Here is a 13,145-nt window from a genome sequence, read left to right as displayed (position 1 = left end):
TGATCCGATTAAATAATTCGGACAGCCTTTTCTTCAATTCATGTTTCTTAAAAAGTACCATACCAAGTTAGTAAAGGTTTGAGCTTGAGAAGAGATTGGTGATTCTTCAAAGCTCTTTTGAAATGGCTTTAATAATGGCTGAAGAACAATCTTACGAATACGATCACGTTGAAGTTCACTTATAATCGCATCGAAAAGGTCTTGCTGTTCTTCGTTAAACGTATAATCCTGCTGCAGCTGATCAGCAAGTGATAAAATATCATCTATTTTAACTTGTTTTTTATTAGCATTTGTACGAAGTAAATCAATAGCTGAAAGAGGAATTAGAACAGATTCGTTCGTCATCATCTTCGGTACGATCATCTCAATATAAGAAAGAAGTGTATCAACGACATGTTCTAATGAGTATGTCGTATTTGTAATTTTCAGCGTGAACAACATATGGTGCATCATTCCGAAAAATAAGATGGTAGCTTCAAACACATGCTCTCGAACTTCATCACCTAAGATCTCGATAAAACGATTAGAAAGCCATTCCATCTCATATAACCGATGCTGCATAACGAGTTTTTTTAAGTCGGCTTCATTGGATGAAAGAATCGCTTCAAAAAGCGGCTGAAGGTTTCTTTCCTGATTCAAACGCATAATGATTACAATTTGTTCGATGAAAACGTCCCGATCCCCTGTATCCCTACCAATCTGAACGGCAATTCGCTGTTGACTGGCATCATACCGCAGAAATTCAAGTATGTCTGCAATACAGTCACTCTTTGATGAGAAATAGTTATAGAACGTTCCTTTTGAAATATTTGCTTTATCAATGATTTCCTGTATAGAAGTCTGCTGAATGCCTTTTTCTATAAACAGCTTTAATGCGGTGTCAGCGACTTTTCTTTTCCTGTTATTCATGCGTTCCTCCTAAGTCCAACCCTTATGACTAGTATAAATTTCTTCAGATGGAAACACAACATTTTTAGACTTAAGGTACAAAAGTATTGATATTTTTATACTCAGGGTATAAACTTAATAAAGTTAAGTAATTATTATATAAAGAGGAGAAATGACATGGGGAATACAGATTCCACTTTACAACATAAAAAACCGCCCTATTTGATGCTTGCGATCTTGTTCGTTGGAGCGTTCGTAGCTTTCTTAAACAATTCATTGCTGAACGTAGCATTGCCTACCATCATGGTGGATTTAAATGTTAAAGACTATTCGACCGTTCAATGGCTAGTCACCGGTTTCATGCTTGTGAGCGGTGTTCTAATACCAGCTTCGGCGTTTTTAATCACTCGATTTTCTAATCGAATGTTATTTATTACAGCAATGGTCATCTTTACAATCGGTACAGCGCTATCAGCCTTTGCACCTAACTTTGGTGTGTTATTAACAGGACGTATGGTGCAAGCTGTCGGTTCATCTGTTATGGGACCAATCTTAATGAACGTCATGCTCGTTAGTTTTCCTCGTGAAAAACGAGGTATTGCGATGGGGATTTTCGGGTTGGTCATGATTACTGCTCCTGCGATCGGACCAACATTGTCTGGTTATATCGTAGAATACTACGACTGGCGTCTTCTTTTTGAAATGATTCTGCCTCTAGCTATCCTCAGCTTATTATTTGCAGTATGGAAACTTGAGAACGTGATGGAGCAGAACAAAAATGTATCGTTGGATTACCTTTCACTCGTACTATCCAGTATCGGTTTTGGAGGCATCCTATATGGCTGTAGTACAGCGAGTTCGGATGGATGGACAGATACCGTTGTTCTATCAACACTGATTATTGGTGGAATTGCATTGATTATCTTTATCCTGCGACAATTAAAGTTGGATGAACCATTGTTGAACATTCGAGTATATAAGTATCCAATGTTTGCACTTGCATCCGTTATTGCGATCGTTAATGCGGTTGCCATGTTCTCAGGCATGATTCTTACACCAGCATACGTGCAAAGCGTACGAGGCATATCACCGCTGGATTCAGGTCTGATGATGCTGCCAGGAGCAATCATTATGGGTATTATGTCTCCGATTACAGGTAAACTTTTTGACAGATTCGGACCGCGTGCTTTAGCGGTAGTCGGACTTTCTATCACAGCAGTTTCGACTTATATGCTCGCTCACCTGCAAGCTGATTCGTCTTATTCTTATATCATCATGATCTATTCTATGCGTATGTTTGGATTATCGATGGTCATGATGCCGATTATGACGAATGGTCTTAATCAGCTTCCAACAAGCTTGAATCCGCACGGTACAGCCGTAAATAATACTGCACAGCAAGTTTCAGGTTCTATCGGTACAGCGATCCTTGTAACGATTATGAACACTGTTACGAAAACTGAAGCGGAAAGCTTAATGAGTGGAGTGGATCCAGCGACGATTACTGAAGCCTCAACCGCTGCTTTAACACAGCAGGCTCTTCTGTCTGGTATTCAATACTCATTCTTTGTTGCATTCGGAATTAACATCGTTGCTTTAGTGCTGGCCTTTTTCGTCAAACGCGTCGATACAAGTGCTGAAGCAGTAAATAAGATTGAAAAAGAAAACAAAACATCAACTAAATCAGTTACAGCTTAAAATATTTTTATAAAACCGACACTAGATTGGGTACGATTAATACCCAATCTAGTGTCGTTTTTTTCTTTCTTTTAAGGATTATGTTCAGAATGTAGTTGCTGAATACGACAGCACCATTAATCAGTATATGTTCAGGTGGTGGTGACTTGATCTCAGGTGAAAAGGTCCACTTTATCGGTGAAAGTGAAGTGTTTACCGGTGCTCACAATTAATCCGTAGGTGATTACACGCCATTTATCAGTGAACGTGTAACAAATATAAAAACACGTACCGTAAAACACTTAAGATCCACTAATCATGTGTAGTAGCTATAAGAAATTGGGTAAAGTAATAAGCAGTTTAATTTACATCGTTTAAAAATAGGAGTAAGGTCTTAACTAATCTTTTGTTAGTAAAAAAGGAGTGTTAATGAAATGAGCAAAATGAACACTGATTTTTCAAATATATATATTAACGGCGAGTGGAGAAAAGGAAGCAGCGATAGCGTTATGAAGAACACAAATCCATTCACAGATGAAGAGCTTGTTACGATTCAAGCTGCGACTAAAGAAGATTTGGACGAAGCTTATGAAGCGGCAAGAATCGCTCAAGCTGAATGGGCAAACGAACTCCCACAAAACAAGCGAGCTGTTTTAGAAAAAGTAGCTGACGTTATGCAAGAAAATGAAGAGCTTATTATTGATTGGATCATCAAAGAATCAGGAAGCACGTATATGAAAGCTGTCTCAGAATTTCGAGCTTCTATCAATATCTTAAAAGAATCTACAACATACCCTTATCGAATGGAAGGAAAAATTCTTCCTTCACAAACGGCAGGCAAGGAAAACAGAGTGTACCGTAATCCGTTAGGGGTAATTGGAATTATTAGTCCTTGGAATTTCCCGTTCCATCTGGCTATCCGATCCATCGCACCTGCCATCGCGACTGGAAATGCTGTTGTTATCAAACCAGCTACCGACACACCGGTAACAGGTGGATTAATCTTTGCGAGTATTTTTGAAGCGGCTGGACTTCCAAAAGGTCTGATCAACGTTATCGTAGGGCGTGGTTCAGAAATTGGAGATGAAATCGTCACACATCCAACTCCGCGTCTGATCTCGTTTACGGGTTCAACGGAAGTCGGAAGACACATCGGTGAACTTGCTGGTAAGAACTTAAAGAAATCTGCTCTTGAACTAGGCGGTAATAACGTATTTATCGCGTTAAAAGAAGCAGACATTGATCAAGCCGTAGATTCAGCGCTGTTTGGAAAGTTCTATCACCAAGGGCAAATATGTATGGCAATCAATCGTATCTTTGTTCATCAAGACATTTATGAAGAATTTGCAGAAACCTTTGTTCAACGGGCAAACAATCTGAAATTTGGCGATCCGTCTAAAAAAGATACGAACGTTGGTCCATTAATCAATAGAGACCAAGTTGATCGAATCTTAAAAGATATTGAAGCGAGTGTTTCTCAGGGTGCGAAGATTCGTATTGGTGGAGATGCAAACGGAAATGTATTAGAACCTACTGTAATAACAGATGTTAATAATGAAATGCCTTTAGCGAAAAATGAAATCTTTGGACCAGTAGCTATTCTTATTCCGTTTGAAAAAGATGAAGAAGTTGTTCAAATGGCAAATGCTTATCCGTACGGACTGAGCGGAGCCGTTCACTCTAAAAACATTGAACATGCAACAGACATAGCTCATGACATTCATACAGGAATGATTCATGTTAACGATCAACCTGTAAACGACGAACCTCATATGCCGTTTGGCGGAGAAAAAAATTCAGGACTCGGCCGCTTTAATGGAGAGTGGGTGCTTGAGGAATTCACTACCCTAAAGTGGTTATCTGTTCAGCGTAACCCAAGAAACTACGGTCCTTTTATAAGCCAATTAAAGTAATTAAGAACAAAAAAGCATCCGGATGCCTTCATTCGGATGCTTTCTTTATTTGAGTAATCTTATGATGTTTTTCGAAATGAGTAAAAACTCAACTTATTTTTACCCGTGTTCTTTGAAACGTATAATGCCTCATCTGCATATTCAAGTATGGTTTGTGGTGAAACGTCTTGAACTACCCATTCAGCTGATCCCATGCTGCACCCAATTTTTATAGAATGTTCCTGAATAAAAAATGGTCGGTTAAGAGTGTCTATGAGGAACTGTGAGATCTGGGTTATTTCATTCAGATAATTCTCCTGAATGGGAAGTACAACTACAAATTCATCTCCACCCAAACGTGCTGCAAAATGTTCCTTCATTATTAATGAATCAATGATCCGCTTACCTACCTCTATTAAAAGTAGATCTCCTGCATGATGGCCGTGTGTATCATTGATTGATTTAAAACCATCCAAATCTATATAAAGCACCCCATAGCTGCCATTAGAAGAATCAAAGCGAACTGAATTCATGTACTCTAATAGAGCTAACCGATTTGGCATACTTGTCAGAAAGTCCGTATGCGCCATGTTTTCCATCTTGTTTAACTGTTTTTCTGTTTGCTTCAAGGATGAGATTAAGCTTCTAAATGAAGAACTAAGAACTTCGATATCTTTAATTCCACGCAACAAAGGAATCTCGACGATCTCACCATCTTTCAACTTGTCAGCAGAGATAGCCAGGTCAAAAAGAGGACGAGAAACTCTCTTTGTGATAAACCATCCAATAACAGCCATAAGTAGAGAAATCACAATACCACAGACTAAAATGAATGTTTGCAGATATTGGACGGATGCATAAGCCGCTTGTTCTGATTGACGAATGACAACCGTCCAGCCTAGTCCGGGATAATTCTGATATCCGTCGCCAAAAGCATAGCCTGTCACATACTCTTTTCCATCTGGCCAACGTACAAAATTCCACTCGTTTCTCTTTCCTTTATTATCGAGATCGCCTATCTTTATTTTTTTACCTAAATCATTTTTATTACCTAGGAGTACTGTATCTTCTCTACTGATTATGTATACTTCCACATCTTTTTTCTGCTCTTTTATGGGCTTTAGAATCGCGGCTTCCACTTCTTTAGACCATTCCCAGCTGAGATGGGCGGCTAACACACCTTGGAAAACACCTTTTTTATCTGTTAATGGTGTACTGATATCAACTAATTGTAAAGGTGAACCATCCTTGGTTGGAATCAGTTTGGATAACAAAAGTGCATCATGAACATCACCGATAAAAGGCTGTTCAATTGCTTTTTGAAAAACGGGACGAGCAGATATATCTTGGTTGATGAGGAGTTTCTTTGTTGAAGCTTGTATGACTCCCTTTTGATTCGTTATTCCAACCCAAGAGAAGGAGGGAATTTTATCTTGAAGCTGATCGATCAGAAATTGTGCTTCATTAGTTCTTCTTGGGTCTTTCAGAACTTCCTGTTCACTTAAAACTTGTAGTTCCTGGTATCTGGACCACATGAAAGAATCAAGGTTGTGGGATAGTTGAAAAGCTGAAGAAGCTAAAGAATTACCTATTTCTTTTTCCAATAATTCGCTGGATTTATCACTGATAATAATGCTAAGAAATAACGATGTGGTTAATATGATTAATGAGATGCTCACGGAAAAATAGGTTTGAATTTTGATAGACATAGAAATGACTCCTAAAATAATAAAATTTATTTCAAAAAGAACCATTTGTTATATCGGAAACAATTATAGAAATGATTAGGAATCAATGAAATAAACGTTGGGACAAAGTTCTCAAACGAGAATTTTGAAGGCTGATTATGCTACACTACGAGGACAAGTCATATACATTAAAGGTGATGAAGACATGCTGATTAATGATAAGATACGCCAAGAACTGTTTACAGAAGTGGAAGGAATAAATGACGAAAATCTAAATCAAAAACCTTCGGAAAATGAATGGTCTATTAAGCAAATTCTGGAACATTTATATTTAATGGAAGGCGGAATTGCTAAAAACATTAACCATCAACTTCAAAATGGTAAAGTGGTAAACGCAGACCAGAAGCCTATTGAAGCAACAATAAACAGAGATATTAAAGTAGATGCTCCTGAATTTGCAGTGCCAACTTCAGAATTTGCATCTATTGAAGAGCTAAAAATGAAATTGGCTGCGACTCATAAACATTTACTAGATATCGAGAACACTGCTGATGCAAAAGATTTAGAAGCAAAAGGCTATCCCCATCCTATCTTCGGAGACATAAGTTTAAAACAATGGATTCCATTTGTGGCCTATCATGAACAACGACATATTCTTCAAATTAAAGAAGTGAAAGAAAAATTAAGTCTCTAAACATATATAAAACAGACCGTACATTCTTCAATAAGGAGAATGTACTTTTTTATGGAACGAAAGAAAAAGGGATAAAAGGAATGAAAGCTTCTCAATAAGTGCAATACTGATTGAAAGAATGAAAAAAGGAGGACTGAAGATGTTGTTGAAAGACAAAATCGCAGTCGTTTATGGAGCGGGTGGTGCGATAGGTGGTGCTGTTGCACGTGCTTTTGCTGAAGAGGGAGCCTTTGTATTTTTAGCCGGAAGATCGCTTTATTCTCTGCAAATTGTAGCAAATGAGATAACAAATGCGGGAGGCACAGCGAAAGTAACGAAAGTAGATGCTCTTAATCAAAATGAAATAGAAGGGCATCTGAATCGAATTGTACAGCACGCTGGGAAGATCGATATTTCCTTTAACGCAATAGGAATACGAGGAGATCTTCAAGGAACGGGACTCACCAAAATGGCACAAGAAGATTTTTTGACTCCCATTTTGACGGGTGTCCAAACTCATTTTCTTACAAGTACTGCAGCAGCTAAGCATATGATAAAGCAGAATTCGGGAGTGATCTTAACTCTTTCTGCATCATCTGCAGCATTATCAGGCAGAGACCGTACTTATCATTATACGGGAGGTTTCTCGACAGCATGTGCAGCTATTGAAGGATATACCCGCAGCTTAGCCGGTGAGCTCGGTTCAAAAGGCATTCGTGTCGTATCTTTGAGATTAGATGCTATACCAGAAACTTGGAAACCAGACTTTCCTGAGGTGAGACAGTATATGGAGAAAGGAACAGCGCTAGGACGCCTTCCAAAGTTGAAAGAAGTCGCTGATACTGCTGTGTTTATTGCTTCGGATCGAGCGAGTGCCATAACAGGTGCGATTATCAATGTTACGTGCGGTTCGATAATGGATTAAATCATTTATTGGAACTTTATGTTAAAATGAACCTATTAAATGATGAAAGTTAAAGGAGCATAACATAATGTCCCATACTAATTGTGTTACATGGTCTCACGAGTAAACAAAGGTTATTCAACTTTCTATGAATGAATCTTTGTTTACTTCCTTCTAATTGTTAATAACTAGAATGGAGAGATAACATGATACATTTAAACCCATTAACCGAACAAGAATTTCAGGATTATCTGGCATTCATGATTTCAGATCACGCTCGTGAAATCACTAAGAACTTCAACCTAACGTTACAGGCAGCATTAGAAGAATCAGAAATGATGATGTCTGATCTTTGGAAAGATGGATTGTTAACTGAAGGTCAGTATTTGTACAACATTCAAGATTCCAAAACCTATGAAAAAGTAGGAATTCTCTGGTATGGATTGATACCGGAGATTAATCAAGCTTATGTGTACCATATTTTCATAGACGACCTTCATAGAAGAAAAGGATATGGGAAGAAAACGTTAGAAATGCTTCAAAGTATGTTATCCGAATGTGAAAAAAGAGATGGAGCAATTGCCAAAAGATGTGCAACAAAAGATGGCAGCTCCAGAAGAACTTCCTTTTCAGCCAAAAGACGTCCAATTAACATATGCTGCAGAACCGGCGGGAGATCCAAAAGGGGATATCTTACATACTGAATTTGCTTATGGTAATGAAAAAGGCGCCGTCCTTCGTGTAACTACGTTTCAAAATAAAAACGCAAATTTTAATGATGAAGGTGAGAAAAAGACAACAGAATTGAAAGATGGAACTGAGGTTGTTATTGAAGCGGAATCATCTGACATTAAATCCATTCGTTGGAGTAAAGATGATGTATATTATGGGATGATGTTAATGGGTTCTGAATTTAAGATGGAGGATCTGTTGAAATCAGCAAATTCGATGGACTATTAGGAGCTGATTGGTTTGAGAAGAAAATTTAGTTCGATTTCATTACTCGTAAGTGCTTGTACAGTCGCGTTCTTTGTTCTTATACAAACCTATGCCTTTGCTAACGGATACTGGCGGTTGATCGTGTGGGGAGGAGTGCTCACTGCTATGTATTTTGCATTTCGATCTCCCAAAAACTTTGGTTTTCGAGGTTTGGCCATAATTGTATCAATCATTCTCGCTGTTCCTCTTTTGCTGATGGAGATAGTCGGATTAGCATGGCGTAACGGTGGATTTGGGAATTAAAACGAGTTTGTAGCTTAAACTCCGATTACCGAAACTTTCCATCTACTAATACGTAATAATAGTAAGACAAAAAATAGGGGTGGAGAGCAATGATTGAGGTTAGTGTAAAAAAGATAGATAACAACTTTATTATTCGATGGCAGCTATTGAGGGTGGAGATTCCAGCCGATGATATTCTTAATGTAGGCTTAGATGATACATATGGTGGAGACGATAAGGAGGCTATCCGTATCGGTTTCCCGTATGGAATGACAGATCGGGTCTTTATTGAGACAAAAAAACAAACCTATATTTTGTTTACTTCTAATCCATCAGCTATTATGAAAAAACTAAGTGCTTAAGGAATAGTATAGTTTAGACAGAACTCGGATTGAATTTTTCCGAGTTTTCTTATGATTAATTACTTTCTAATGAGATTAATATACAGATAACAAACAAGGACAGGTCTATTATGTTAAGGTGGAATTAGAAATCAAGGATATAATCATATAAAAGAAGGTGTGCTTCTCATGACGAAAGCAACAGGCTGGAATTTAGATAACAGTTATGCTGAACTACCAGATAAATTTTTCTCAATCATTGACCCAAACCCAGTAGTTTCTCCAAAATTAGTTGTGCTCAATGAATCGGTGGCTACGTCTCTTGGATTGAACGCAGAATTCCTTCGAGATGAAGATGCTGTAAACGTATTTGCAGGCAACAAGCTTCCAGAAGGAGGTTCTTCCTTAGCTCAAGCATATGCAGGACATCAGTTTGGTTATTTTAATATGTTAGGTGATGGACGAGCATTAATGGTGGGAGAGCAGATCACTCCTGATGGAAAACGTTTTGACATCCAACTAAAAGGTTCAGGAAGAACTCCCTATTCTAGAGGGGGAGACGGACGGGCAGCTCTTGGTCCAATGCTTCGTGAATATATGGTGAGTGAAGCGATGCATGCTTTAGGAATTCCAACGACTCGAAGTCTGGCAGTTGTAACGACAGGTGAATCGATCATGCGTGAAACGGCTCTTCCAGGTGCTATCATGACGCGGGTAGCGGCAAGCCATCTACGAGTAGGTACGTTTGAATTCGCATCAAAATGGGGAACACTCGATGAATTGAAAGAGTTAGCAGATTATAGTTTGAAGCGTCATTATCCTGAAGTGGAAAGTGACGGAAATCAATATTTGAATCTCCTCAAAAAAGTGATCGAACAACAAGCGTATTTAATTTCGAAGTGGCAGCTCGTTGGTTTCATCCACGGCGTTATGAACACCGACAACATGACAATCAGCGGAGAAACGATCGATTATGGCCCATGTGCGTTCATGGACAAATATGATCCACTGACTGTTTTCAGTTCAATCGATAGAGAGGGCCGTTATGCATACGCTAACCAGCCTCGAATTGCTGGATGGAACCTCGCGCGATTTGCAGAAACCTTATTGCCACTCTTACACGATGAACAAGAAGAGTCAGTTGAATTGGCACAAGAAGTTTTATATGGATTCTCTGATCTGTATCATGCTAACTATTTTAGAGGAATGCGATCAAAGCTTGGACTATTTAATGAAGAGAAAGAAGATCAATCTCTTATAGAAGAATTACTTTCACTCATGACTACCTATAAAGCTGACTATACAAATACATTTCGTTCTTTAACGTTAGGTGAAAAAGAGTATTCTGCACTTTTTGAAGCGGAGGACTTTAAGATGTGGCTGAATAAATGGCAAGAAAGAAAAGCAAGACAGTCAGAGTCGATAGAAGAATCTTTGCAGTTGATGCGAAACAGCAACCCAGCAGTAATTCCAAGAAATCATAGGGTGGAAGAGGCTATTCAAGCAGCTGAAAACGGTGATTTCAGCGTATTGGAAAAACTTCATCACGTTTTATCTAAGCCGTATGATTACCTACCAGAACAAGAAGAATACACGCAACTACCACCCGAAACAGAAGGACCTTATCGAACATTTTGTGGGACATGATCACATAAAAATAAATGAAGAACATATAAATAAAAAGCTGCTCCGAAAGGGTAGCTTTTTATGATTTCTAAAATATCCCATGGAAAATAAGGAAGGTATGTTTCGTTGACTTTTTAGTTAATAAGGTGTACTATTTTTTATATTGTTTTGTAAAATGATATTGAAATAACAGTAAAAATAAACTAGAATGATAGATTGGTTACTGAAATTTAGAGGTGAGAGAGAATGATTTACCAAAAAAACATACTGAACAAACATATGGGGTTTTTCCTTCTTACGGTCGCTTTAGTATGGATAAAATCTTATGCCGCTTATAAAATTGAATTTAACTTAGGAGTCCAAGGTTGGTTTCAAGAATTTATTTTGTTTATTAACCCTATTGGCTCAGCACTCTTATTCTTAGGCTTAGCCTTATTTGCAAAGGGTAGAAAATCATTCGTTTGGATGATTATCATCAATACTGCAATGACCTTTATGTTATTTGCAAATATGCTATATTACCGCTTTTTCACAGACTTTATCACGCTGCCAACACTAACGCAGACAGAGAATGCAGGAACGATTGGAAATAGTATAGGAGCTCTGTTCAATCCGTATGACATACTGTTTTTCCTAGATATCGTAGTGTTATTAGTATTAGTTTTAACAAAGAAAATTAATCCAGAACCAATCAGAGTAAAGCGTAAAAGTATCTTAACGGTTGGTCTAGCTGCAGTTATTGCATTATCTGCAAACTTGTTGTTAGCTGAAATGGATCGTCCGCAGCTGTTGACTAGAACGTTTGACCGAAACTATATCGTAAAATATTTAGGAATGTATAACTACACGCTCTATGACGCGGTTGTGAGCTCAAAATCTTCCGCACAGCGTGCACTTGCAGATACAGATGATGTTACAGAAGTGGAGAACTATGTGAAGGCTAATTATGCTGAACCAAATCCGGAATATTTCGGAAAAGCAAAAGGCATGAACGTCATCTATCTTCACTTAGAGTCGCTGCAAAATTTTGCGATTAATTACAAATTGAACGGACAAGAAGTTACACCTTTCTTAAACTCGTTAACACAAGATAAAAACACGTTGTATTTTAATAATTTTTATCACCAAACATCACAAGGTAAAACAGCAGATGCTGAGTTTATGATTGAGAACTCGTTATATGGATTACCACAAGGAACAGCATTTACTACAAAAGGCGAGAACACATATCAAGCGGCACCAGCCATTATGGAACAACAAGGCTATTCGACAGCTGTATTCCATGGTAACTACAAGTCGTTCTGGAATCGAGATGTGATCTATAAGCGATTTGGTTATCAAAAGTTCTTTGATGCAGAACATTATGATATGAACGAGGAAGATGTAGAGAACTATGGTTTAAAAGATAAGCCGTTCTTTGAAGAATCTATGCCGATGCTGAAATCGTTAAAACAGCCGTTTTACTCTAAGTTCATTACACTATCAAACCATTTCCCTTATCCGATTACAGAAGAGGAAGCTACAATCGAGCCTCACACAACAGGAGATGGAACGGTAGACCGTTATTTCCAAACGGCAAGATATATGGACGAAGCTCTTCAACAGTTCTTTACTGACTTAAAAGAGGCTGGACTATATGATAATACGATGGTCGTTATGTATGGTGACCATTATGGAATCGCTGAAACGCGTAATAAATCAATGGCAAAAGTACTCGGAAAAGAGATCACACCTTTTGAGAACACACAACTTCAAAAGGTGCCATTATTCATTCATGCACCAGGATTAAAGGGTGGAACCATTGATAAAGTTGGAGGTCAGATCGATATTCGTCCAACGCTTATGCATTTGTTAGGAATGGATACAAAAGAGTACATTCAATTCGGTACTGATCTGTTATCTAAGAATCATGATCAAGTACTTCCGTTGCGTAATGGTGATTTTGTCTCACCTACTGTAACAGGAATTGATGGTAAATATTACGACTCTAAAACCGGTGAGCCTGTAAAGGAAACAAAAGCAATTAAAGCCCTCGAAAAAGAAGCAGAGACGAAGTTGGACCTATCTGACCGAACAGTTTATGGAGACTTGCTACGATTCCACAAAGTCAAAGGGTTCAAGCAAGTTGATCCTTCTAAGTATGATTACAATATTAAAGAAGAAGAAAAACCTAAAAATGAAACAAATGAGTAACACCAAAAATCCGTCCAGATGATCTGGACGGCTTTTTTTGGT

At 38.1% G+C, this 13,145-nt stretch carries 11 protein-coding genes; 9 read left to right on the top strand and 2 right to left on the bottom strand.

Going from position 1 to position 13,145, the window contains the following annotated elements; translation table 11 throughout:
* Positions 1-33: 33 nt before the first annotated feature.
* Positions 34-909 carry a TetR/AcrR family transcriptional regulator gene (locus tag H9648_RS05270; protein ID WP_191752855.1) on the bottom strand — a complete coding sequence of 292 codons (876 nt, stop codon included), beginning with the start codon at positions 907-909 and terminating at the stop codon, positions 34-36.
* Between the two features lie 156 nt (positions 910-1,065).
* On the opposite strand from H9648_RS05270, the gene H9648_RS05265 reads away from it, so the two are divergent.
* Both H9648_RS05265 and H9648_RS05260 read left to right on the top strand, forming a co-directional pair.
* The gene (locus tag H9648_RS05265) at positions 1,066-2,586 is read left to right on the top strand and encodes an MDR family MFS transporter (protein ID WP_191752854.1); all 1,521 of its coding nucleotides are present in this window, start codon (positions 1,066-1,068) and stop codon (positions 2,584-2,586) included.
* Positions 2,587-3,008: 422 nt separating this feature from the next.
* Positions 3,009-4,478, top strand: coding sequence for an aldehyde dehydrogenase family protein (locus H9648_RS05260; RefSeq protein ID WP_191753226.1), 1,470 nt, complete (start codon positions 3,009-3,011; stop codon positions 4,476-4,478).
* A gap of 59 nt (positions 4,479-4,537) precedes the next feature.
* Here H9648_RS05260 and H9648_RS05255 read toward each other — a convergent pair whose 3' ends face one another.
* Positions 4,538-6,166 carry a diguanylate cyclase domain-containing protein gene (locus tag H9648_RS05255; RefSeq protein WP_191752853.1) on the bottom strand — a complete coding sequence of 543 codons (1,629 nt, stop codon included), beginning with the start codon at positions 6,164-6,166 and terminating at the stop codon, positions 4,538-4,540.
* Positions 6,167-6,350: 184 nt separating this feature from the next.
* On the opposite strand from H9648_RS05255, the gene H9648_RS05250 reads away from it, so the two are divergent.
* The 7 genes from H9648_RS05250 to ltaS all read left to right on the top strand — a co-directional run bounded on the left by H9648_RS05250 (position 6,351) and on the right by ltaS (position 13,103).
* Positions 6,351-6,839 carry a DinB family protein gene (locus tag H9648_RS05250; RefSeq protein WP_191752852.1) on the top strand — a complete coding sequence of 163 codons (489 nt, stop codon included), beginning with the start codon at positions 6,351-6,353 and terminating at the stop codon, positions 6,837-6,839.
* Between the two features lie 139 nt (positions 6,840-6,978).
* Entirely contained in the window at positions 6,979-7,743 is a 765-nt protein-coding gene (locus H9648_RS05245) for an SDR family NAD(P)-dependent oxidoreductase (protein ID WP_191752851.1), read from the top strand.
* Positions 7,744-8,301: 558 nt separating this feature from the next.
* The gene (locus H9648_RS05235; protein ID WP_225218791.1) at positions 8,302-8,682 is read left to right on the top strand and encodes a hypothetical protein; all 381 of its coding nucleotides are present in this window, start codon (positions 8,302-8,304) and stop codon (positions 8,680-8,682) included.
* A gap of 12 nt (positions 8,683-8,694) precedes the next feature.
* Positions 8,695-8,964, top strand: coding sequence for a hypothetical protein (locus H9648_RS05230; RefSeq protein ID WP_191752848.1), 270 nt, complete (start codon positions 8,695-8,697; stop codon positions 8,962-8,964).
* An 89-nt stretch (positions 8,965-9,053) separates the two neighbouring features.
* Positions 9,054-9,305, top strand: a complete 252-nt coding sequence (locus H9648_RS05225) for a SunI/YnzG family protein (protein ID WP_137790121.1) — start codon at positions 9,054-9,056, stop codon at positions 9,303-9,305.
* A 168-nt stretch (positions 9,306-9,473) separates the two neighbouring features.
* Positions 9,474-10,931: a protein adenylyltransferase SelO gene (locus H9648_RS05220; RefSeq protein WP_191752847.1), complete on the top strand. Its 1,458-nt coding sequence runs from the start codon at positions 9,474-9,476 to the stop codon at positions 10,929-10,931.
* Between the two features lie 225 nt (positions 10,932-11,156).
* Positions 11,157-13,103 (top strand): lipoteichoic acid synthase, encoded by a 1,947-nt coding sequence (gene ltaS, locus H9648_RS05215; RefSeq protein WP_191752846.1) that lies wholly within the window; start codon positions 11,157-11,159, stop codon positions 13,101-13,103.
* Positions 13,104-13,145 lie beyond the last annotated feature (42 nt).

The sequence above is a fragment of the Fictibacillus norfolkensis genome (genome assembly GCF_014836645.1).
Lineage (GTDB): Bacteria > Bacillota > Bacilli > Bacillales > Fictibacillaceae > Fictibacillus > Fictibacillus norfolkensis.
Note: the sequence above shows the minus strand (reverse complement) of the source record. Positions and strands in the feature narration are given on the sequence as shown.

Excerpts from the sequence above, each read along its gene's own strand:
- H9648_RS05270 (WP_191752855.1), bottom strand. The coding sequence starts at position 909 with ATGAATAACAGGAAAAGAAAAGTCGCTGACACCGCATTAAAGCTGTTT.
- H9648_RS05265 (WP_191752854.1), top strand. The coding sequence starts at position 1,066 with ATGGGGAATACAGATTCCACTTTACAACATAAAAAACCGCCCTATTTG.
- H9648_RS05260 (WP_191753226.1), top strand. The coding sequence starts at position 3,009 with ATGAACACTGATTTTTCAAATATATATATTAACGGCGAGTGGAGAAAA.
- H9648_RS05220 (WP_191752847.1), top strand. The coding sequence starts at position 9,474 with ATGACGAAAGCAACAGGCTGGAATTTAGATAACAGTTATGCTGAACTA.
- H9648_RS05250 (WP_191752852.1), top strand. The coding sequence starts at position 6,351 with ATGCTGATTAATGATAAGATACGCCAAGAACTGTTTACAGAAGTGGAA.
- ltaS (WP_191752846.1), top strand. The coding sequence starts at position 11,157 with ATGATTTACCAAAAAAACATACTGAACAAACATATGGGGTTTTTCCTT.
- H9648_RS05245 (WP_191752851.1), top strand. The coding sequence starts at position 6,979 with ATGTTGTTGAAAGACAAAATCGCAGTCGTTTATGGAGCGGGTGGTGCG.
- H9648_RS05225 (WP_137790121.1), top strand. The coding sequence starts at position 9,054 with ATGATTGAGGTTAGTGTAAAAAAGATAGATAACAACTTTATTATTCGA.
- H9648_RS05255 (WP_191752853.1), bottom strand. The coding sequence starts at position 6,166 with ATGTCTATCAAAATTCAAACCTATTTTTCCGTGAGCATCTCATTAATC.